This is a genomic window from Albimonas pacifica (genome assembly GCF_900113695.1).
Lineage (GTDB): Bacteria > Pseudomonadota > Alphaproteobacteria > Rhodobacterales > Rhodobacteraceae > Albimonas > Albimonas pacifica.
The window spans coordinates 299,591-319,654 of record NZ_FOQH01000008.1; the positions used below are offsets into that span (position 1 = coordinate 299,591).

Below are 20,064 nucleotides of genomic sequence, written 5' to 3' on the forward strand. Positions count from 1 at the left end.
TTTCGCCGCTCCATGCGCCCTTGCGGAAGCCAGGGCGCACGGCGCTCTTGCGCGCGGGTCCGATTTCGTTTGACTTCCGGTCCTTCGCTGGCGATTCCCGCTGGGAGACACGATGAACACGCGACCGGCATCCTCCCCCCAGGCGGGCTCCGCGGCTTCGGCCGTTCCGGGTCAGTTCGTCTTCGTCCTGCTCGACAATTTCTCCCTGATCGCCTTCGCCTCGGCCATCGAGCCGCTGCGGCTGGCCAACCACGTCTCGGGGCGCGAGCTCTACCGCTGGCGGCTGCTGTCGGAGACGGGGGCGCCGGTCAACGCCTCGGCCGGGATCGAGGTCGCGGTGAACGGCCCGCTGGACGAGCTGCCGCGCGGATCGACGGCGGTGGTCTGCGGAGGCATCGACGTGGCGCGCGCCACCACCAAGGGCGTGCTGAACTGGCTGCGCCGCGAAAGCCGCAAGGGCGTGACCATGGGGGCGGTCTGCACCGGCGCCTATGCGCTGGCCCGCGCGGGGCTGCTGGACGGCAAGCGCTGCACCATCCACTGGGAGAACCAGGACGGCTTCACCGAGGATTTCCCGGACGTGGAGCTGTCGGACCAGATCTATGTGATCGACCGGGATTCGATGACCGCCGCCGGCGGGGCGGCCGCGGGCGACATGATGCTGCGCGTGGTCGCCAACGCCCACGGGCCCGACATCGCCGGCATGGTCGCCGACCAGATGGTCTACACCAACCTGCGCGGGGACGAGGATCACCAGCGCCTCTCGGTCCCCGCCCGCATCGGGGTGCGCCACCCCAAGCTCTCCCGCGTCATCGCCCTGATGCACGAGAACATCGAGGAGCCGGTCTCCGCCGCGCGCCTGGCCGAGAGCGTGGGCATGTCCACCCGCCAGCTCGAACGCCTGTTCCGCCGCTACCTCGACCGCTCGCCGAAGCGCTACTACCTCGAGCTGCGGCTGGAGAAGGCGCGCCGGCTGCTGCTGCAGACGGACATGTCGGTGATCAACGTGGCGCTCGCCTGCGGCTTCACCAGCCCCTCGCATTTCTCCAAGTGCTACCGCGCCCACTACAAGCGCACCCCCTACCGGGAGCGGGGCGTCTCCGGCCCCGGGCCCGCGCGCGACGAGGAGGCGGGCGACCTCGGCGAGGCGGATCTCGAGGAGTGATCCGGCGCCCCCGTCTTGCGCGAGTTGACAGCTGTCAACTCGCCGGGGCGGGCGGCAGCGGCTTCTCGAAGAACACCCGCTCGAACCCGTTCTCGGTCCGCCGCCCGGTCTCGACGTAGCCGAGGCGCGGGTAGAGGGCGAGGTTCTCGACCATGCTGGCGTTGGTGTAGAGGCGCACGCAGGGCAGGCCCCGGCTGCGGGCCTCGTCCTCGGCGAAGGCGATCAGCGCGCGGCCCAGCCCCGCGCCCTGCGCGGCGGGAGAGACCGCCACCGTCTCGAGGTGGAAGGAGGGGTCCTCCGCCGGGCCGTCCGCATAGGCCACCAGCAGCCCCAGCAGGCCGTCGGGCCCATCCGCCGCCCAGCAGCGGCCGGCGGCGATGTCGGCGGGGAAATCCTGCGCCATCGGCGCGGGCTCGCGGCCCATTCGCGGGACGTAGAGGGCGAAGCTCTCGCGGACCAGCGCGCTCAGAGCGGGGGCGTCGGCGGGCCGGGCGGGGCGGATCGCGAGTGGCATCGGGGGGCCTTCGGGGGGGGCTTTCGGGGGGCGAGGAACGGGAAAGGGCCCCGGGATGCGTCCCGGGGCCCTTCGTGCCGTCAGCCGACGCGGGGCGCGGCCGGGATCACTTCGGGCCGAGCATGTCCTCGGGACGCACCACGCGGTCGAAGGTCTCCTCGTCCACGTAGCCCAGCGCGATCGCCTCTTCCTTGAGGGTCGTGCCGTTCTTGTGGGCGGTCTTGGCGACCTTGGTGGCGGCGTCGTAGCCGATGGTCGGGGCCAGCGCCGTGACCAGCATCAGGCTCTCGCGCATCAGCTTCTCGATGCGGACCTCGTCGGCCTTGATGCCCACCACGCAGTTGTCGGTGAAGGCCGAGGCGGCGTCGCCCAGCAGCTGCATCGACTGCAGGAGGTTGTAGATCATCATCGGCTTGTAGACGTTGAGCTCGAAATGCCCCTGCGAGCCGGCGAAGCCGATGGCCGCGTCGTTGCCGAAGACATGGGCGCAGACCTGGGTCAGCGCCTCGGACTGGGTGGGGTTCACCTTGCCGGGCATGATCGAGGAGCCGGGCTCGTTCTCCGGCAGGATCAGCTCGCCGAGGCCGCAGCGGGGGCCCGAGCCCAGGAAGCGGATGTCGTTGGCGATCTTGAAGAGGGACGCGGCGACGGTCTTCACCGCGCCCGACATCTCCACCACCGCGTCATGGGCGGCCAGCGCCTCGAACTTGTTAGGGGCGGTGTGGAAGGCCATGCCGGTGATCTCGGCGACGTGCTCGGCGAACTGCTCGGCGAAGCCGACCTTGGCGTTCAGCCCGGTGCCCACGGCGGTGCCGCCCTGGGCCAGCGCCAGGATGTTGGGCAGCGCCCGCTCCACCCGGTCGATGCCCTGCGAGACCTGCCAGACGTAGCCCGAGAACTCCTGGCCCAGGGTCAGGGGCGTCGCGTCCTGGGTGTGGGTGCGGCCGATCTTGATGATGTGCTTGAAGGCCTCCTGCTTCTCCTGCAGCGCGGCGTGCAGCTTGCGCAGGCCGGGCAGGAGGACGTCGCGGGCGGTCATCGCGGCGGCGATGTGCATCGCGGTCGGGAAGGTGTCGTTGGACGACTGGCCCATGTTGCAGTGGTCGTTGGGGTGGACGGGCTTCTTCGAGCCCATCTCGCCGCCCAGGATCTCGATCGCGCGGTTCGAGACGACCTCGTTCGCGTTCATGTTCGACTGGGTGCCCGAGCCGGTCTGCCAGACCACCAGCGGGAAGTGATCGTCGAGCTTGCCCTCGACCACCTCGGTGGCGGCCTCGACCATGGCGGCGCCCAGTTTCTCGTCCAGGACGCCCAGCGCCATGTTGGTCTTGGCGGCGGCGCATTTGATGACGCCCAGGGCGCGGACCACCGCGACCGGCTGCTTCTCCCAGCCGATGGGGAAGTTCATCAGCGAGCGCTGGGTCTGCGCGCCCCAGTAGCGGTCGGCGGGAACCTCGAGCGGGCCGAAGCTGTCGGTCTCGGTGCGGGTGGCGGTCATCTGGGGGAACCTCCGGAAATGCGATCCGGGAGGCTGTATACGGGCGCACGCGAAGCGGAGCAACGGCGCGCGCGCCGGGGGCCGGGCAGGGCGCGCCGGGCCTCAGCCCTTGCGGAAGCGGTCGAGGCTGACGACCTCGCCCTTGCCCTTGCCGCCCGCGGGGGGCGTGGGCTCGGGCTCGTCGTCCTCGTCCTCGAGGTCGGAGAGCTCGCCCAGCTCGTCGTCGTCGTCGACCTCATGGGGGTCGAACTTCAGGCCGAACTCCGCGTGGGGGTCGACGAAGGTCAGCACCGCGTCGAAGGGCACCGTCAGCTTCACCGGCCGTTCGGAGAACGAGAGGCCCACCGAGAACCGGTCCGAGGTGACGGCCAGGTCCCAGAACTCGTGCTGCAGGACGATGGTCAGCTCCTCGGGATACTGGGCCTTGAGCCAGTCGGGCACGTCCACGCCGGGGTGGGAGGTGTCGAAGGAGATGTAGAAGTGATGCTCGCCCGGCAGCCCGTCCTCCACCGCGACGGCCAAGGCCTCATGCACCACCGAGCGCAGCGCTCGTTGCATCAGGCGGCCGTAGTCGAGGGGGTTGGAGGTCATCGGTGGTTCCAGGGCGCGTTAGGGTTGTTTCGGGGGACCATATCCGATTCTCCGCGCGATGAAAGACGAGGGGGCCATGCGCCGCGCGTCGCAGCCGCGGATGTCCGCGCCTGGGCGAGGGTCATGGCGCAATCGTGAAGGACCGGTTAACGCGTCGGCCGGCCGCAGGCGCGGGACCGCATGCGAAGACGCCCGCCGGAGGGATCCGCGGGACGGTTCGGCCGCAGCCGGGCCGGTCGTCGCCAGGGAGGCGCCGCCTGGGTGGCCGCTTGGTTGGTCGGGGGGAGGGGAGGGAGGGTAGTGCTGGCTTCTGTTGCCAGGCGCCAGCGAGCCCCGCCTGAAGGTGCAAACCCACAGGACTTTAAGATCGGTGGTTTAAGCTGCGTTACGCAGCGACGGCCACCGGAGCACGGTTGTCATTGGCAACTGTACAATTTGAGCCGGTAACGGTGGCATCCTGCCGAGCGAAAGCAAACACCTTTACACGTCCGTCGATCCTGTTTCGGCCCCTCGCGTCCTGGGATCCCCCCGTCCATGACCGGGAAGCAGGAGATTGGTGGAGCCGCCGGGTACCGCCCCCGGGTCCGAACCGCTTATTCCGTGCGCGTTTATCGCCATAGTCCCCTTGCGGAGACAGGACAGGATATAGCCCCCTCCTCCGCGGATTTGAAGGGGGCGCCGTCGCCATCCGCCGAGGATTTTCGCGAAGCCCCGCGCGTCGGCCGCGCCTCAGTCGCGCACGGCGTAGGTGCGCCCGGCGATGCAGGCGACCAGGTTCCGGCCGTCGGAGAGCACCACCACGTCGGGCCTGTATCCCGCGCCGAGCCGCGTCTGCGTGCAGACCACCGAGTGGTCGGCGTCGATCAGCAGCACCCGGCCCGGGGCGCAGCCCTGAAAGGTCTCGCTGCGGCCAGACAGGTCGACCGTGCCGGTCAGCGCGCCGCTGTAGATGATCTGCCAGCCGACGTAGTCGGCGACGTTCAGGGTGCAGCCGCCCTGCGCCGCCAGCGGCGAGGACGACAGGACCAGCCCCATCAGGGCGAACAGGATGCGACGCATCGGACATCTCCCTTACGCGAACTCACGCGGGGCCCGCGGGGCGGGCCGACGCAGGGCAGTCTAGGGCCGAAGGGTTGCCGAAACCTCGACGCCGGGCCGCCGCGTCCTCGCCCGCCCCTTGACCGGCCCGCCCGGCGGAGCGACCAATGTCCGAACCTATCGGCACGCCCCGCCGCGCCCCCCACGCCTCGCAGTCCCGGAGCCCCCATGCCCGTCATCCCCGAAATCGCCGACCGCCTCGAGACCTTCGCCGCGATCCGGCGCGACATCCACGCCCATCCCGAGATCGGCTTTCAGGAGGTGCGCACCTCCGGCATCGTGATCGAGAAGCTGCGCGAGTGGGGGATCGAGGTGCATTCGGGCATCGGCGGCACCGGCGTGGTGGGGATCATCGAGGGCAACGCGCCCGGCCGCTCGGTGGGCCTGCGCGCCGACATGGACGCGCTGCCGATCGAGGAGGAGACGAACCTGCCCTGGCGCTCGACCGTCCCCGGCGTCTCCCACGCCTGCGGGCACGACGGGCACACCACCATCCTGCTCGCCGCCGCCCAGCGGCTGGCCGAGACGCGGGACTTCCCGGGCCGGGTGGTGCTGATCTTCCAGCCGGCGGAGGAGGGGCTGGGCGGCGCCCGCGCGATGATCGCCGACGGGCTGTTCGAGAAGTTCCCCTGCGACGAGGTCTACGGCCTGCACAACTCCCCCTACACCGATCCGGGCGTGGTGGGGATCAAGCCGGGCGTGGCGATGGCGGGCGCGGATTTCTTCGACATCCGCATCAAGGGCGTGGGCTCGCACGGCGCCTCGCCGCAGCATTCGAAGGACCCGATCATGGTGGCGACGGCGCTGGCGCAGGCGCTGCAGACCATCCGCTCGCGCAACGCGCCCCCGCATGAGGCGGCGGTGCTCTCGATCACCCAGATCCACGCGGGCGCGGCCTACAACGTGGTGCCCTCCGAGGCGGTGCTTTCGGGCACCATGCGCTTCTTCACCGACGAGGCGGCGGAGCGGATGCGCACCCGCATGAAGGAGATCTCGGCCGGGCTGGCGGCGGCCTTCGGGGTCGAGATCGACGTCGACATCCGCGACATCTTCACGGTGCTGGAGAACGACGGCGGGCTCTCCGAGATCGTCGCCGGCATCGCCGCCGAGGTCACCGGCAAGGACCTGGTGAAGATCCAGGACGAGGCGGCGACGGGGTCCGAGGACTTCGCCGACATGCTGAAAGCCGCGCCGGGGGTCTACTTCACCGTCGGCCACAAGGGCGAGGTGCCGCTGCACAACCCCGGCTTCGTCTTCGACGACGACGCGATCCCGCTGGGCGCCTCGATGCTGGTGCGGGTCGCGCAAGCGCGCCTCGCCGCCGGCTGATCGTTCTCAAGTCCAGCGCCGCGCCGCTCCGAAAGGGGCGGCGCCTGCGCTTTCAGGAGGTCCCATGGCCGACCGCTACACCCCGCGCGAGATGCTGGAGAAGCTGGTGTCCTTCGACACCACCTGCACCCGCTCCAACCTCGCGCTGATCGACTTCGTGCGCGACTATCTCGAGGGTCACGGAGTGGCCTGCTGGGTCACCCCCAACGCGGCGGGCGACAAGGCGAGCCTCTTCGCCAACGTCGGCCCGATGGTCGAGGGGGGCGTCGTGCTCTCGGGCCACACCGACGTGGTGCCGGTCGAGGGGCAGGACTGGACCCGCGACCCCTGGACCCTGGTCGAGGAGAACGGGCGCCTCTACGGCCGCGGGGCCTGCGACATGAAGGGCTTCGACGCGCTGGCGCTGGCCATCGTGCCGGAGGCGCTGGAGGCGGGTCTGAAGCGCCCGATCCAGATCGCGCTGAGCTACGACGAGGAGGACGGCATGTACGGCGCCCCTCCGATGATCGAGCGGATGCAGGCGGAGCTGCCGATGGCCTCGGCGGTGATCGTGGGCGAGCCCTCGCGCCTCGCCGTGGTCGGCGCGCACAAGGGCATCCTGGAGCTGATCGTGCGCACCAAGGGGTTCGAGACGCATTCCTCGATCCGCCACAAGGGCGTCTCGGCGGTGCATCTGGCGGCGCGCTTCGTGACCTGGCTGGACGACCGGCAGGACGAGAACCTCGGCCGGCCCCTGCCGGGGGCCGAGCTCTTCGATCCGCCCTGCACCTCGGTCCATGTGGGCGAGTTCCAGGGGGGCGAGGCGCACAACATCACCGCCGGGCGGGCCTGGTTCTCGGTCGACGTGCGGGCCTGCCCGCCGGAGACCTCGGCCGAGTGGCTGGAGCGGATCCAGGCCAAGGCCGCCGAGCTGGAGGCCGCCGCGCAGAAGATCCGGCCCGAGGCGCGGGTGGAGGTGGAGGTCAAGGCCGACGTCCCCCCCTGCGCGCCCGAGAAGAACGGCGCGGCCGAGGCGCTGCTGCGCCGGCTCACCGGCGACAACGCCTCCAACGCGGTCAGCTATGCGACCGAGGCGGGGCTGTTCCAGCGGGTCGGCTACTCGACCGCCGTCTGCGGGCCGGGCGACATCGCCCAGGCCCACCAGCCCGACGAGTACATCGAGGTCGAGCAGCTGGAGAAGGGCGAGGCGTTCATGAAGCGCCTCGTCGCCCATCTGAGCGCCTGAGGCGGGTCCCAGGGCCGATGCGGCCGGAGGGGCCGCGCCCGGCGCGGGCGTCCCGCGCGAGCGGTCCGGGGTCGGCTCCGCCGGGGCGTCGAGCCCCGGCGAACCCGGCTGCCGCGTCTCCGGGGCAGGGGGCGGGGCGCGACCCCTGCTTCGGGCCCCGTCCGCCCCGCGCGCCGCCCTTGCCCGGCGCCGCGGGCGGGAGGCCAGCCCGGGGCGCGCGCGGGGCGCGGCGCCTCCCCGGCGAGCGGCCCGCGCGCGGGCCTCGGGGGGCGGCGGGGCGGGCGCGAATGCATTGACGGGCGGGGGCGCCGGCCCTAGAGGGGGCGACTCTGACGCAACCCCCGACTCGCGCCCTCGGCCGAGCGGGCCGACGAGCCTCGAATCCCCCGAGCCGCTCCTCAAGGAGACCGACATCATGACCGAGCTGCGCGACGCCGCCCTCGACTCCAGGGCCTGGCCCTTCGAAGAGGCGCGCCGGCTGGTCAAACGGTTCGAGAAGGCGCCGCCGGAAAAAGGCTACGTGCTGTTCGAGACCGGCTACGGCCCCTCGGGTCTGCCGCATATCGGCACCTTCGGCGAGGTCGCCCGCACCACCATGGTGCGCCGCGCCTTCGAGGCGATCTCGGACATCCCCACCCGGCTGCTGTGCTTCTCGGACGACATGGACGGCCTGCGCAAGGCGCCGACCAACGTGCCCAACCGCGAGATGCTGACCGAGGATCTCAACCTGCCGCTGACCCGCGTGCGGGACCCGTTCGGCACGCATCCCTCCTTCGGCGAGCACAACAACGCCCGCTTGCGCGCCTTCCTCGACGCCTTCGGCTTCGAATACGAGTTCGCCTCGGCCACCGACTACTACCGCGCCGGCCGCTTCGACGCGATGCTGCTGCGCATCCTCGAGAAGTTCGACGCGGTGATGGAGGTGATGCTGCCCTCGCTGGGCGCCGAGCGTCAGGCGACCTATTCGCCGTTCCTGCCCGTGTCGCCGAAGACGGGCCATGTCCTGCAGGTCCCGACGCTGGAGCGCAACCTGGCGAAGGGCACGATCGTCTACGAGGAGCCGGACGGCGAGCGGATCGAGATCCCCGTCACGGGCGGAAACTGCAAGCTGCAGTGGAAGCCGGACTGGGCGATGCGCTGGATGGCGCTCGGCGTCGACTACGAGATGCACGGCAAGGACCTGATCCCCTCGGCGGATCTCGGCAGGAAGATCTGCCGGGCGGTGGGGATGCCCAGCCCGGAGATGTTCAACTACGAGCTCTTTCTCGACGGCGACGGGCAGAAGATCTCCAAGTCCAAGGGCAACGGGCTGTCGATCGAGGAGTGGCTGGCCTACGCCTCGCCCGAGAGCCTCAGCCTGTTCATGTTCCAGAAGCCAAAGACCGCCAAGCGGCTGCACTGGGACGTGATCCCGCGCACGGTGGACGAGTATTCGCAGCACCTGCGCGCCTATCCCGAGCAGGATCTGAAGGCGCGGCTGACGAACCCCGCCTGGCACATCCACGGCGGAAATCCGCCGGCTGACGCGATGGTGGTGCCGTTCTCGATGCTGCTGAACCTCGCCTCGGTGACCGGCGCGGAGGACAAGGCCACGCTGTGGGGGTTCCTCGCGCGCTATGCGCCGGGCGCCTCGGCGCAGACCAACCCCGGCTTCGACGCCGCGGTGGGCCGCGCGGTCGCCTACTACCAGGACAAGGTGAAGCCGACGCGGGTGTTCCGCGAGGCCACCGCCCAGGAGCAGGCGGCGCTGGCCGACCTCGCCGCGCGGCTGCGGGGCTGGGAGGGCGAGGCCTCGCCCGAGGCGCTGCAGGACGAGGTCTATGCGGTGGGCAAGGACCACGGGTTCGAGAACCTGCGCGACTGGTTCAAGGCCCTCTACGAGGTGCTGCTGGGCGCCTCGCAGGGGCCGCGCTTCGGCGGGTTCATCGCGCTCTACGGCGTCGACGAGACCGCGGCGCTGATCGAGCGGGCGCTGAAGGGCGAGCTGGTCGAGGCCGCCTGAGGCCTCTTCCCGGCTTCGCCGGACCGGACCGGGCCGCGCTGCGCGCGGTCCCCGAAAGCCGCCCCGTCGGGGCGGCTTTCGTCCTTTCGGGACGGCTCAGCCCCCGGACGCGAAGCGGAAGGCGAGCCCCAGCGCGGCCGCCGCCGCCGCCCAGGCGCCGAGCGTGGCGGCGACCGCCGGCCGGGGCCGCGCCGGGACCAGCCGCAGCGCGCCGTGGGCCGCGAGCGTGATCGCCAGCGCGGCGAGGGCGGCGCCGAGGGTCTGCCAGGCCGCGTAGGCCCAGGGCGCGTGCAGGTCGTTCGAGAGCCCCAGCGCCGCGCCCCCGGCCGCCGCCAGCGCCGCGGCGGCCGCGGCCGGCAGCAGCGGCGGCGCCAGCGCCAGCAGCCCCGCCGCCGCGGCCACGACGGGGGCCGCGAGTCCTCCCGGCGCGAAGCCCCAGTAGGCGATCAGCAGCACGGCGCCGCCGAGCGCCGCCCCGATCCCGGCCGCCGCCGCCGTCGCCCAGCCGGCGCGGCCCGGCTGGCGGGCGGCGAAGGCCGCGAGCGCCAGAAGGGCCGCGGCCGTCTCCGGGAAAGCCGCCGGGGTCAGGGCGCCGACGGCCCAGGGCGCCTCGAAGCCGAACGCGCCATGGGCCGCCGCGGGCGAGGCCGCGAGAAGGAGGAGCGCCAGCGCTCCGCCGCAAGCGCCGGCCGCCGCGCGGGCCGCGCGGCGATCGCGCGCGGGGCAGGGCGCGGGGCTGAGCGGCGGCGGCGCGTCGCGGGCCTCGGTCCTCCGGCGCGCTCGCGGGCGGGTTCCGGGCGATCCGGCGGGTTCCGCGCGCCGCGCGCGCCTCATGCCGCCCCGGTCAGGAAGGCGAGGCCGGCCAGCGCGATCGCCCCGCCCCCCGCGCGCACCAGCGCCCGCCCGGCGGGCCAGCGCGAGAGCGCGCCGATCCCGATGCCGGCGAGGTGCAGGAGGCCGGTGGCCAGCACGAAGCCCGCGGCATAGGCGAGCGGCGAGGCGGCGCCCGGCATCTCGGCCCCATGGGCGTGGCCGTGAAAGACCGCGAAGGCCGCGACCACCAGCGCCGCCGCCCAGAGCGGCGGGCGGATCGCCAGCGCCACCGCGAGGCCCAGCGCCAGGGCGGAGGCGGCGATTCCCGTCTCGATCCCCGGCAACGGAACCCCGGCCACTCCCAGCGCGCCGCCCAGCGCCATCACCAGCGGGAAGGCCACCGGCAGCACCCAGATCGCCGGCGCCCCCAGCACCGCCCCCCAGAGCCCCACCGCCACCATCGCCGCCACGTGGTCGGGCCCCATCAGCGGATGCAGGACGCCGCTCGCGAAACCGCCGGCGACGCCGGCCCCGTCATGGGCGAGCGCGGCGGGCGGCAGGAGCAGGAGCGCGGCGGCGAGCAGGGCGAAACGAGGCATGGCGGATCCGGGGAGGCGGTTGAAAACCGGGCCAGAGTGCCCCCGCCCGCCGCCCCTGTCCATCGCCGCCGCGCCCGCGCCGGGGCGGCGCCCGTCTCGCGGTCGATCCGCCGATGGCCGGCGCGCCGGCCGCGCGGCGGGAGGGACGAGCGTCGCGCGCCGGGGTCTTCGGATCGGACACGGGCTGCGCCCGCGGCCGGCGTCGGGAGCGCCGCGTCGGGCGAAGCGCGCGGGGCCCGCGTGCGCCCGCGGCGCGGGGCGGGCGGCGCGCCCGGGGCGTGGACCGCCCCCCGGCGCCCCCTCGCCCTGCGCCGCGGGCGCGCCCTCGCGTCGCGCGCGACCGCCGACGCGGCGCCCTGCGGGCCGGGGGAAGTCGGGTCGGGGGAAGCCGGGCCGGTGGAAGCCGGGTCAGGTGAAGCCAGGCCGGGTGAAGCCGGGTCGGGGCGGGCGCGACGGGAGCTGCGGACGGGCGCGGGGCGCAGGCGGGCGGGCGCCCTAGTCGTCGCGGGGAATCACGCCGAGGCCGCGCAGGTAGACCATCGCGCCGGTCTCCAGCAGGTCCTCGGGCGAGATCGAGGCGCGCTGTCCCGCGCTCTCGCGCGAGAACAGCTCCACCACCCCGTGGGACAGCGCCCAGATGTGGTAGCTCATCATCTGCACCGGCGGCCGCTTCTCGGGCGGCAGGCGCATCACCAGCGCCTCGGAGGCCGCCCGCATCACCCCCATCGCCCGGTCGGAGGCCGCGCGCAGCGCCGGGTCGGCCGAGACCGCCACGCCGCTCTCGAACATGGCGATGTACATGCCCGGCTCGCGGCGGGCGAAGTGCAGGTAGGCGCGGCTCATCTTCTCGAAGGCCGAGATCGGCGAGGGGCTGCCCTTGTTCCAGGCCCGCTCCAGCAGGTCGGCGAAGAGCTCGAACCCGCGCCGCGCCATCTCGGCGATCAGGTCCTCGCGGCCCTTGAAGTGGCGGTAGGGGGCGGCGTTGGAGACGCCGGCCTCGCGCGCCACCTCGGCCATGGTGAAGCCCTGCGGCCCGCGCGAGGCGATCAGGGGCAGGGCCGCCTCGACCAGCGCCTCGCGCAGGTTGCCGTGATGGTAGCCGCGCCGGGCGCGGCCGCCGTCCTCGTCCCCGCCGCTGGCGCCCTTCGCATCGTCCATGCGCCCCTCTTACCCGGCCCCCGCCCGGGCGCCAATCCACGCCCGCCCGCGCGCCGTCGTCCGCCGTCTCCGCCGGGCGCGGAGCAACCCCGCGTTAACCCGGCGCGCCTACCGTCCCGCGCGCGAAACGGGCCTCGGCCCGCGAGGGAGCCTGCGACAGGGGAGGCGCTGCGCCATGGGCGGCTGGGAGCTTCGGGTGACGGAGGAGGCGCGCGGCCTGGCGCGCCTGCTGCCGGTGGTGCTGAGCGTGGACCTCAAGGCGGGAACGGCGGAGTTCAGCCGCCAGGCCGCGACCCTGCTGGCGCGCCTGCGTCACATGTATTTCCTCGAGACGGGGGCGCTCGGCTTCCTGCGCGTGGCCGCCTCCGGCCGGCCGGCGCCCGACGAGGACCGACGCCGCCTGCGCGCCGACCACGGCGGCTTCGACGCCGCGGTCGAGCGCGCGGCCGAGGCGCTGCGCGTCGCCGCCCGCCGCCACGACGTGCCCATCGGGATGGAGGCGCTGGCGCTGCTCGAGGACATGGTCGAGGACCGCACCTGCATCCGCGAATCGATCCACGGGATGCTGAGCTCCTACGGCGGCGCCCAGCTCGACGCCGAGGGCCGGCGCAGCGACGCGGCCTTCATCCTCGAGCGGCTGGAGGCGCTGGCCCCCCGCTTCTCGGAGGCCGAGGAGCGCCTGCGCATCCACGCCGCCGACCGCGGCCACCCCCCGCCGGAGGCGATCGGCGAGGACGAGGACCCGCTTGCGGCCGAGGCGGAGGCGCCCGGCGAGACGGCCTGACCGCTCCGCGCCGCCGCGCGCGTCGGTCCCGGTCCTGCGGCGAGCGGCGGCGGGGGGCGCGGCGCGGGGGCCCGGGAAGCGGCGAGTCGCGGGTCGGCGGCGGTTTCGGAAACCGGCGCCGGCCTGCGAAAGTCATCGCGCGGCCTTTCGTGCGCCTCATTCTTCGACAGGGTGTGCCCTCGAACCGCTTCCGGCGCACGGAAGCGGAGGTGACCTGACGACGAGGAGACCGACGAGATGTCCGCGATCCCTTCCGCCCGCCCCGCCGACGCCCGCCTGACCCGCCGCCTGCGCGCGCCCGTGATGGCCGCCTGCGCCGCCGCGCTGCTTTCGGCCTGCGCCAACGGGCAGGGTCCCTCCAGCAACCAGGCGGCCGGCGCCGGCGTCGGCGCGGTGCTGGGCGCGGCCTCGGGCCTGCTGGTCGGCGGCGACGACCGCCGCAACGCGCTCGTCGGCGCGGGCATCGGCCTGCTGGCCGGCGCCGCGGTGGGCACCTACCTCGACCAGCAGGAGCAGGACCTGCGCCAGGACCTCTCGGGCACCGGCGCCGAGGTCACCCGCGTCGACGACGCGCTGCTGGTCACCCTGCCGGGCGGCGTCACCTTCGACACCGACTCGACGGTGGTGAAGTCCGAGTTCCGCCGGCCGCTGAACCGCGTCGCGCGCACGCTGAAGAAGTATCCCTCGTCCTACGTGGACGTGATCGGGCACACCGACTCGACCGGCGACGCCTCCTACAACCAGCAGCTCTCCAACCGCCGCGCCCGCTCGGTGGCCTCCGAGCTGATCGAGCGCGGCGTGAAGCGCCAGCGCATCGAGGCCTACGGCCGCGGCGAGGAGCAGCCCGTCGCCTCCAACGAGACCGCCCAGGGCCGCGCCGCCAACCGTCGGGTGGAGATCCTGATCGTGCCGGCCACGCAGTCGTGATCCTCCTCCGGCGCGCGGGCGATCCGCGCGCCGGAGCCCCTGCGCGCTCCGTCCCCGTCCATCACACCCCGGGCGGCGGATCGTCGGGACGCGCCCCTCGCGACCGCGGGGGGCGCGTTCGCGTCTCGGGCGGGCGGGCATCGGCCCGAGGAGCTCGGGCCGGGGGAGCCTGGGGCAGGGTCGCCCATGGCCTCTGCGCGTCGGACCGCGCCGTCTGTGGCGGCTTCGCTCGCGGGCGAGCCGGGCGGGCGGTTTCCGGACGGGCTTGCGCCCTCGTCTGCATGGGCTAGGTGTGGGGCTCCGCGCCCCTCGACCGGAGCCCGACAATGCGCCCTGACGCCTCGCGATCCCGCGCCGACGCGCGCCTGCGCCTCGCCGCGCCGCCGGCCGCCGGGGCCGGGCGATGAGCGGCCTGCGCCCGGCCGCGGGCCTCGCCGCGGACCGTCCCCCCGCGGACCTGCCCGAGGCGGCGCCGCTGGCGCGCCTGCCCTCCCGCCTGCGGCTGGGGGTGGAGTTCGCGGTCCTGTTCGTGGGCCTGCCGCTGGGGCTCGCCTTCGGCCTGCCGCCCTCGATCATGTGGACGCTGCTCGCCTGCAGTTTCGCGCTGGGGCTGGTCCTGCTGGCGCTCACCCCGGGCTTCCGCTTCGCCGAGTTCCTGGAGGGCAGGCCCTCGCCCGGGTGGTGGACCGCGCCGGCCTTCGCGCTCGGGGCCGGGGCCGCGATCTATGCGCTGACCCTGGCGCTGCTGCCGCAGGCGCTGTTCTGGATGCCGATCGCCATGCCCGACCTGTGGCTGACGATCCTGCTGTTCTACCCGATCCTCTCGGCCCTGCCGCAGGAGGCGGTGTTCCGGGTGCTGTTCTTCCGCCGCTACGGGGCGCTGTTTCCCTCGAAGGCCGCGGCGGTCTCGACCAACGCGCTGGTCTTCGCGCTGGCGCACCTGTTCCTGTGGAACTGGGTGGCCCTGCTGCTGACCGCGGCGGGGGGCGCGATCTTCTCGCTCGCCTACCTGCACCGGGGGGGGCGCAACTTCTGGTTCCCGGTGCTGCTGCACGCCATCGCGGGCTGGCTGATCTTCACCATCGGGCTGGGCCGGTTCTTCTACCACGGGGCGGTCCCCACATGACGCGTCGCCCCGGGAACTCCGACGCCCCGCCCGAGGACGCCCTCGTCTCCGCCGCCGAGACGGGCGGGGAGGACCCCGAGGCGCTGTCGCGGTTCCTCGACGGCGACCGGTTCGAGTTCCGCCTCTCCGGCGGGCGCGGCTTCATCCTGGATTTCGAGAAGGGGCGCGACGTGATCAGCCTCGAGGGGCTAGGCCTGACGCCCTGGGACCTGCTGCCCTCGATCCGCGGCCGCGACCTGGTGCTGAGCTTCGAGGGCGGCGAGGTGGTCCTGCGCGGCGCCGCCGGCGTGCATCTCGACCAGTGGGATTTCAGGTACTGAGCGGGGGGGCGCGCGGCGTGGCGCGTCGAGCATGGCGCATTGAAATGCGCCCTACGGGGAGGCGACGGACGCAGCGGGCATGAAAAAAGGGGGCCTCGCGGCCCCCTTCGGCGTCCTGCGATCCGTCGGCGCTCAGCCGGCCTTCGCCTCCTGGGGGGCGACCGACTTCTCGCGGCGCACCTGCAGGCGGTTCAGGGCGTGGACGTAGGCGCGGGTCGCCGACAGGATCGTGTCGGTGTCCGAGGCGCGGCCGGTGGCGATGCGCCCGTCCTCCTCCAGCCGGACCGAGCAGGTGGCCTGCGCGTCGGTCCCTTCCGTCACCGCGTGGATCTGGAACAGCTGCAGCTTCGCCTCGTGCGGCACGATCGTGCGGATCGCCTTGAAGCAGCAGTCGACGGGGCCGTCGCCGGTCTCGGTCGCGGACTTCTCGACGCCGTCCACGATCAGGGTCAGCTCGGCCTTCGGCGAGCGGGTGGTGCCGCAGGTCACCGCCAGCTCCTTGACCTCGAAGCGCTGGGGGGCGCCGTCGGCGCCGGTCTCGGCCATCAGCGCCAGGATGTCTTCGTCGTAGACTTCCTTCTTGGTGTCGGCCAGCGCCTTGAAGCGCACGAACACGTCGTTGAGCTGGTTGTCGCCCACCGTGTGCCCCAGGTCCTTCAGCTTGGCGCGGAAGGCGGCGCGGCCGGAGTGCTTGCCCATCACCAGGTTGGACTCGGTCAGGCCCACCATCTCGGGACGCATGATCTCGTAGGTGGTGGTGTCCTTCAGCATCCCGTCCTGGTGGATGCCGCTCTCGTGGGCGAAGGCGTTCTTGCCGACCACGGCCTTGTTGTACTGCACCGGGAAGCCGGTGATCTGGCTGACCAGACGGCTGGCCTGCATGATCCGGGTGGTGTCGACGCCGTTGGTCCAGGGCAGGATGTCGTGGCGCACGCGCATCGCCATCACGATCTCCTCGAGCGCCGCGTTGCCCGCCCGCTCGCCCAGGCCGTTGATCGTGCACTCCACCTGGCGCGCGCCGGCGGAGACGGCGGCCAGGCTGTTGGCGACCGCCATGCCCAGGTCGTTGTGGCAATGGGTCGAGAAGATCACGTCCTCGATGCCCGTCACCCGCTCGCGCAGCAGGCGGATCAGGGCGGCGCTCTCCTCCGGGGCGGTGTAGCCGACGGTGTCGGGGATGTTGATCACGCGCGCGCCGGCGTCGACCGCGGTCTGCACCGCCTTGACCAGGAAGTCGTGCTCGGAGCGGGTGGCGTCCTCGGGCGACCACTGCACCTCGTCCACGAACTTGCGGGCGTGGGTGACGGCGAAGTGGATCTTCTCCAGCACCGCCTCGGGCTCCAGCTGCAGCTTGCGCGCCATGTGGATCGGGGAGGTGGCGATGAAGGTGTGGATGCGGTTCTTGTGCGCCTTCTCGACGGCCTTGGCGGCGCGCTCGATGTCGGCGGCGCCGGTGCGGGCCAGGCCGCAGACCGTGGCGTTGCGGACCACGCCGGAGATCGCCGAGACGGCCTCGAAATCGCCCTCGGAGGCGATCGGGAAGCCGGCCTCGATGATGTCGACGCCCATCTCGTCGAGCAGGCGGGCGACCGACAGCTTCTCGTCCAGGGTCATGGTCGCGCCGGGCGACTGCTCGCCGTCGCGCAGGGTGGTGTCGAAGATCTGCACGCGGTCGGCGGCGGGGCCGGAAACGGAGGCGGGGGCGGTCATGTCAGCGATCCTTTTGCGCTTGTGCCTTGGGCGGAGCGGCCGGGGTCAGGATCGGCCGGGGCTCCGGAGGGTCTGCGCGGCGCATGGCGAACGTCCCCTGAGCGCGCGCGCCGCAGATCCCGGCACGCTCAGGGGCGCGTAAGGAGAAGGAGGGCGAGGCCGCCGAGGACGCGCGCCGAGGCGCCGGGCGCGAAGGGCGCTCGGGCGAAGTCGGGGGCGATATGGGCGTCGCGGACCATGGCCGGGCTTATACACGCGTCTTCCCGGCGAAGAAAAGCGCGAATCGCGGGCGGCGCGTTGAGGCTCTGGAAAGGATATCGCGGGATTGTCCGCCGACCTGAGATCTGGAGCCGCCGGAGCCCGACATGCCGACCTTCACCATCGTCCATCGCTTCGCCCTCGCGGTCGGCGTGCCCCTGCTGTTCCTGGCGGCCTTCGCCGCGGTGGTCGTCTCCGGCGCGTGGGAGCGTCGGGCGACCGCGGACCAGGCGAGCCATGGGGTCGCCATGGCGCGCGCCGCCTCCGACGTGGTGCACGCGCTGCAGGTCGAGCGGGGGATCTCCGCGGGGTTCATCGGGGCGCAGGGCGGCGGCGGGTTCGAGGGGCGGCTGACCGCGGCGCGCGCCGACACGGACGGCGCCGCGCGCGCCTTCGGGGAGACGCTGGCGAGCTACCTCGAGGCGGACGGGGCGGCGCGGGTCGCGGCCGCCGCGCAGACCGCCGCCGCGCGGCTCGAGAGCCTGGCGCAGACCCGGCGGGCGGTCGACGCGCTGGGCCTGCCGCTCCCGGACATGGCGAAATGGTACACGGGCTCGATCCGCAGCCTGATCGACGTCGAGGCGACGCTGCGCGGGGTGATCGACTTTCCGGGCAGCGAGCGGCTGATGGGCGTCTACGCCTCGCTGATCGAGGCGAAGGAACGCGCGGGGCAGGAGCGGGCGATGGGCGCCAACGGCTTCGGCGCCGGCCGGTTCGAGCCGGCGGTCTTCGACGCGTTCCGCGACCTCGCCATCAGCCAGGAGGTCTATCTCGACTCGGCCGAGGCCGCCGCCGGAGAGGCGATGCGCCGCGAGATCGCCGCCTTCCGCGGCTCGCCCGAAAGCGCCGAGGTCGCGCGACTGCGCGCGGTCGCCGCCGACGGCGTGCGCCTGGGCTTCATCGCCGGGGTGACCGGGCCGGAGTGGTTCGACGCCTCGTCCGCGCGCATCGCGCAGCTCAAGGCGCTCGAGGACGAGATCGCCGTCGCGCTTCAGGCGCAGGCCGCCGCCGCGGCCGCCGAGGCCGGGACCCGGCTGGCGGTCACGTTCGGGGCGCTGCTGGTCACGATGCTCTCCGCGGGGCTGGTGGCCTGGTTCTCGGCGCGCGGCGTGATCTCTCCGATCCGCGCCATCTCGCGGGTGTTCGAGTCGCTGAACCTCGGCAAGGACGTGTCCCTTCCCGACGGCGTCCTGCACCGCAGGGACGAGGTCGGCGTGCTGGCGCGCACCGCCCAGCAGACCCAGTTCGCGGCCGACCGCATGAACCGCATCACCGCGGCGCTGGAGGTCTCGGCCGCGCCGCTGGTGGTGTGCAACGACCGCTTCTACATCACCTACGCCAACCCCGCCTTCTCGAAGATGATCGAGCCGTCGCGGGGCTACTTCAAGTCGATGGGCTCGGACATCGACGACCTGGCGGGCAAGAACATCGACATCTTCCACCAGGGCAAGGCCCGGATCCGCCAGATGCTCGACGGCCTGAAAGAGCGCCACATCTCCACCATCTCCTTCGACGCGCGGATGTTCGACGTCTCCACCTCGCCGATCATCGAGAACGGGCGCCGGCTGGGCTACGTGATCACCTGGGACGACGTCACCGACAGCCGCCGGCTGGAGACGCAGCTTCGCGACGTGATTGCGGCGGCGGTGGAGGGGGACTTCTCCCGGCGCATCGACACCGACACCGAGATCGCCTTCCTGCGCGACGTGGGCCTGGGCATGAACCAGGTCTGCGGGATCGTCGCGGCCTTCTCGGCCGACGTCGACCAGGCGGTGCGCGCGCTGGCCGAGGGCGACCTGACCCGCCGGGTGGAGGGGCGCTACGCCGGCGTGCTGGGCCAGCTCGCCTCCGGCGTCAACGAGACGACCGAGCGGCTGGGCTCGCTGGTCTCCGAGATCAAGTCGGCGGGCGGGCGGGTGCGCGGGGCCTCGGACGAGATCGCCTCGGGCGCCGGCGCGCTGGCCGAGCGGGCCGAAAGCCAGGCCGCCGCCCTCGAGCAGACCGCGGCGCTGATGGAGGAGATGACCGGCTCGGTGAAGGCCAACGCCGACGCCGCCTCCGAGGCGCGGGCCGAGGCGGCGGAGGCCGACGGGCGCGCCGACGGGGGCCGCGTGGTGGTCGACGAGGCGGTCGAGGCGATGGGCCGCCTCTCCGAGAGCTCGCGTCGGATGGGGGAGATCGTGGACGTGATCGCCTCGATCGCCACGCAGACCAACCTCCTGGCCCTGAATGCGGCCGTGGAGGCGGCGCGGGCCGGCGACGCGGGCAAGGGCTTCGCGGTGGTCGCCTCCGAGGTCGGCGCGCTCGCCCGACGCTCCCGCGAGGCCGCCGACGACATCCGCGGCCTGATCCACGAGAGCTCCGAGCGGGTGACCGCCGGGGTGGGGCTGGTGGAGCGGACCGGCTCGGCCCTCTCGGAGATGGCCGAATCCCTGCGCCGCATCTCCGAGCGCGTGGGCCGCATCGACGCCGCCAGCCGCGAGCAGGCCTCGGGCGTCGAGGAGATCAACCAGGCGGTGACCCAGATGGACGAGAACACCCAGCGCAACGCCGCCCTGGCGGACAGCTCCGCCCGTTCCGCCCGAGACCTGGCCCGCGAGTCCGAAGAACTGGACCGCCTGACCGCGATGTTCCGCACCCGCGACGCGGCCCGCCCCGCCTCCGCCTCCCGCGCCGCCTGATCCGGCGGGGGTGCGGGCGGGAACCCAGCGGGATCGGAGAGGGCGAGGGGTCTGAGGCGGCGCGCCGAGGATCGCCAGGATTGGACCAGCCCGGCGCCGGGCGCTTCGGCGCCTGGCGGGGAGGGCGCGCCGGAGATCCGGCGACGCTCCGCCGCTTTCCGGCTCGGCGGATGCACGGAAGGGGCCGGCGGTCTCCGTCGACATCGACCGGGCGGTCGCAATCGCCGGATCGCGCCTGCGCCTGAAAATCGGCGCGTCCCGAGCCC

The 20,064-nt window shown here is 73.2% G+C and carries 17 protein-coding genes and 1 other RNA gene; 9 read left to right on the plus strand and 9 right to left on the minus strand.

What is annotated here, in order from left to right; genetic code table 11:
* The first annotated feature begins 112 nt into the window (after positions 1–112).
* Complete coding sequence (locus tag BM064_RS18585; protein ID WP_092862080.1) at positions 113–1,165, plus strand: GlxA family transcriptional regulator; 1,053 nt, start codon at positions 113–115, stop codon at positions 1,163–1,165.
* Between the two features lie 34 nt (positions 1,166–1,199).
* Here BM064_RS18585 and BM064_RS18590 read toward each other — a convergent pair whose 3' ends face one another.
* The 5 genes from BM064_RS18590 to BM064_RS18610 all read right to left on the minus strand — a co-directional run bounded on the left by BM064_RS18590 (position 1,200) and on the right by BM064_RS18610 (position 4,827).
* Positions 1,200–1,679 carry a GNAT family N-acetyltransferase gene (locus BM064_RS18590; protein ID WP_092862082.1) on the minus strand — a complete coding sequence of 160 codons (480 nt, stop codon included), beginning with the start codon at positions 1,677–1,679 and terminating at the stop codon, positions 1,200–1,202.
* A gap of 106 nt (positions 1,680–1,785) precedes the next feature.
* Positions 1,786–3,177 (minus strand): class II fumarate hydratase, encoded by a 1,392-nt coding sequence (fumC, locus tag BM064_RS18595; protein WP_092862084.1) that lies wholly within the window; start codon positions 3,175–3,177, stop codon positions 1,786–1,788.
* Between the two features lie 102 nt (positions 3,178–3,279).
* A complete protein-coding gene (locus tag BM064_RS18600) occupies positions 3,280–3,768 on the minus strand; it encodes an SspB family protein (protein WP_092862086.1) in 489 nt (162 codons plus the stop codon).
* A 299-nt stretch (positions 3,769–4,067) separates the two neighbouring features.
* Positions 4,068–4,443: a transfer-messenger RNA gene (gene ssrA / locus BM064_RS18605) on the minus strand.
* A 54-nt stretch (positions 4,444–4,497) separates the two neighbouring features.
* Positions 4,498–4,827, minus strand: a complete 330-nt coding sequence (locus BM064_RS18610) for a hypothetical protein (RefSeq protein ID WP_092862088.1) — start codon at positions 4,825–4,827, stop codon at positions 4,498–4,500.
* Positions 4,828–5,034: 207 nt separating this feature from the next.
* Between BM064_RS18610 and BM064_RS18615 the strand changes: the two genes are divergently transcribed.
* The 3 genes from BM064_RS18615 (at position 5,035) to BM064_RS18625 (ending at position 9,422) form a co-directional block, all read left to right on the plus strand.
* Complete coding sequence (locus BM064_RS18615; RefSeq protein WP_092862090.1) at positions 5,035–6,195, plus strand: M20 aminoacylase family protein; 1,161 nt, start codon at positions 5,035–5,037, stop codon at positions 6,193–6,195.
* Positions 6,196–6,259: 64 nt separating this feature from the next.
* Positions 6,260–7,420: an acetylornithine deacetylase gene (gene argE, locus BM064_RS18620; RefSeq protein WP_092862092.1), complete on the plus strand. Its 1,161-nt coding sequence runs from the start codon at positions 6,260–6,262 to the stop codon at positions 7,418–7,420.
* A 415-nt stretch (positions 7,421–7,835) separates the two neighbouring features.
* Positions 7,836–9,422 carry a lysine--tRNA ligase gene (locus BM064_RS18625; protein ID WP_092862094.1) on the plus strand — a complete coding sequence of 529 codons (1,587 nt, stop codon included), beginning with the start codon at positions 7,836–7,838 and terminating at the stop codon, positions 9,420–9,422.
* A gap of 96 nt (positions 9,423–9,518) precedes the next feature.
* Here BM064_RS18625 and BM064_RS27010 read toward each other — a convergent pair whose 3' ends face one another.
* The 3 genes from BM064_RS27010 to BM064_RS18640 form a co-directional block, all read right to left on the minus strand.
* On the minus strand, positions 9,519–9,878 hold the full coding sequence (locus BM064_RS27010; RefSeq protein WP_143103380.1) for a hypothetical protein: 360 nt from the start codon (positions 9,876–9,878) through the stop codon (positions 9,519–9,521).
* A 374-nt stretch (positions 9,879–10,252) separates the two neighbouring features.
* Positions 10,253–10,834: a HupE/UreJ family protein gene (locus BM064_RS18635; protein ID WP_092862098.1), complete on the minus strand. Its 582-nt coding sequence runs from the start codon at positions 10,832–10,834 to the stop codon at positions 10,253–10,255.
* A 495-nt stretch (positions 10,835–11,329) separates the two neighbouring features.
* Entirely contained in the window at positions 11,330–11,992 is a 663-nt protein-coding gene (locus BM064_RS18640) for a TetR/AcrR family transcriptional regulator (RefSeq protein WP_092862100.1), read from the minus strand.
* Between the two features lie 175 nt (positions 11,993–12,167).
* Between BM064_RS18640 and BM064_RS18645 the strand changes: the two genes are divergently transcribed.
* The 4 genes from BM064_RS18645 (at position 12,168) to BM064_RS18660 (ending at position 15,149) form a co-directional block, all read left to right on the plus strand.
* The gene (locus BM064_RS18645) at positions 12,168–12,776 is read left to right on the plus strand and encodes a hypothetical protein (RefSeq protein WP_092862102.1); all 609 of its coding nucleotides are present in this window, start codon (positions 12,168–12,170) and stop codon (positions 12,774–12,776) included.
* 237 nt (positions 12,777–13,013) lie between these two features.
* Positions 13,014–13,703 (plus strand): YiaD family glycine zipper/OmpA-like lipoprotein, encoded by a 690-nt coding sequence (locus BM064_RS18650; RefSeq protein ID WP_092862104.1) that lies wholly within the window; start codon positions 13,014–13,016, stop codon positions 13,701–13,703.
* 403 nt (positions 13,704–14,106) lie between these two features.
* Positions 14,107–14,829, plus strand: coding sequence for a CPBP family intramembrane glutamic endopeptidase (locus BM064_RS18655; protein WP_092862106.1), 723 nt, complete (start codon positions 14,107–14,109; stop codon positions 14,827–14,829).
* Positions 14,826–15,149 (plus strand): hypothetical protein, encoded by a 324-nt coding sequence (locus tag BM064_RS18660; protein ID WP_092862108.1) that lies wholly within the window; start codon positions 14,826–14,828, stop codon positions 15,147–15,149. The genes BM064_RS18655 and BM064_RS18660 overlap by 4 nt, the downstream gene beginning before the upstream one ends.
* A gap of 132 nt (positions 15,150–15,281) precedes the next feature.
* On the opposite strand, the gene BM064_RS18665 is transcribed toward BM064_RS18660, so the two are convergent.
* Positions 15,282–16,859 carry a 2-isopropylmalate synthase gene (locus BM064_RS18665; RefSeq protein WP_092862110.1) on the minus strand — a complete coding sequence of 526 codons (1,578 nt, stop codon included), beginning with the start codon at positions 16,857–16,859 and terminating at the stop codon, positions 15,282–15,284.
* Between the two features lie 365 nt (positions 16,860–17,224).
* Between BM064_RS18665 and BM064_RS18670 the strand changes: the two genes are divergently transcribed.
* Entirely contained in the window at positions 17,225–19,798 is a 2,574-nt protein-coding gene (locus tag BM064_RS18670) for a nitrate- and nitrite sensing domain-containing protein (RefSeq protein ID WP_092862112.1), read from the plus strand.
* Positions 19,799–20,064: the final 266 nt, after the last annotated feature.

Bases quoted from the DNA above. Each gene is read 5' to 3' on its own strand.
- BM064_RS18585 (WP_092862080.1), top strand. From the start codon at position 113: ATGAACACGCGACCGGCATCCTCCCCCCAGGCGGGCTCCGCGGCTTCG.
- BM064_RS18590 (WP_092862082.1), bottom strand. From the start codon at position 1,679: ATGCCACTCGCGATCCGCCCCGCCCGGCCCGCCGACGCCCCCGCTCTG.
- fumC (WP_092862084.1), bottom strand. From the start codon at position 3,177: ATGACCGCCACCCGCACCGAGACCGACAGCTTCGGCCCGCTCGAGGTT.
- BM064_RS18600 (WP_092862086.1), bottom strand. From the start codon at position 3,768: ATGACCTCCAACCCCCTCGACTACGGCCGCCTGATGCAACGAGCGCTG.
- BM064_RS18610 (WP_092862088.1), bottom strand. From the start codon at position 4,827: ATGCGTCGCATCCTGTTCGCCCTGATGGGGCTGGTCCTGTCGTCCTCG.
- BM064_RS18615 (WP_092862090.1), top strand. From the start codon at position 5,035: ATGCCCGTCATCCCCGAAATCGCCGACCGCCTCGAGACCTTCGCCGCG.
- argE (WP_092862092.1), top strand. From the start codon at position 6,260: ATGGCCGACCGCTACACCCCGCGCGAGATGCTGGAGAAGCTGGTGTCC.
- BM064_RS18625 (WP_092862094.1), top strand. From the start codon at position 7,836: ATGACCGAGCTGCGCGACGCCGCCCTCGACTCCAGGGCCTGGCCCTTC.
- BM064_RS18635 (WP_092862098.1), bottom strand. From the start codon at position 10,834: ATGCCTCGTTTCGCCCTGCTCGCCGCCGCGCTCCTGCTCCTGCCGCCC.
- BM064_RS18640 (WP_092862100.1), bottom strand. From the start codon at position 11,992: ATGGACGATGCGAAGGGCGCCAGCGGCGGGGACGAGGACGGCGGCCGC.
- BM064_RS18645 (WP_092862102.1), top strand. From the start codon at position 12,168: ATGGGCGGCTGGGAGCTTCGGGTGACGGAGGAGGCGCGCGGCCTGGCG.
- BM064_RS18650 (WP_092862104.1), top strand. From the start codon at position 13,014: ATGTCCGCGATCCCTTCCGCCCGCCCCGCCGACGCCCGCCTGACCCGC.
- BM064_RS18655 (WP_092862106.1), top strand. From the start codon at position 14,107: ATGAGCGGCCTGCGCCCGGCCGCGGGCCTCGCCGCGGACCGTCCCCCC.
- BM064_RS18660 (WP_092862108.1), top strand. From the start codon at position 14,826: ATGACGCGTCGCCCCGGGAACTCCGACGCCCCGCCCGAGGACGCCCTC.
- BM064_RS18665 (WP_092862110.1), bottom strand. From the start codon at position 16,859: ATGACCGCCCCCGCCTCCGTTTCCGGCCCCGCCGCCGACCGCGTGCAG.
- BM064_RS18670 (WP_092862112.1), top strand. From the start codon at position 17,225: ATGCCGACCTTCACCATCGTCCATCGCTTCGCCCTCGCGGTCGGCGTG.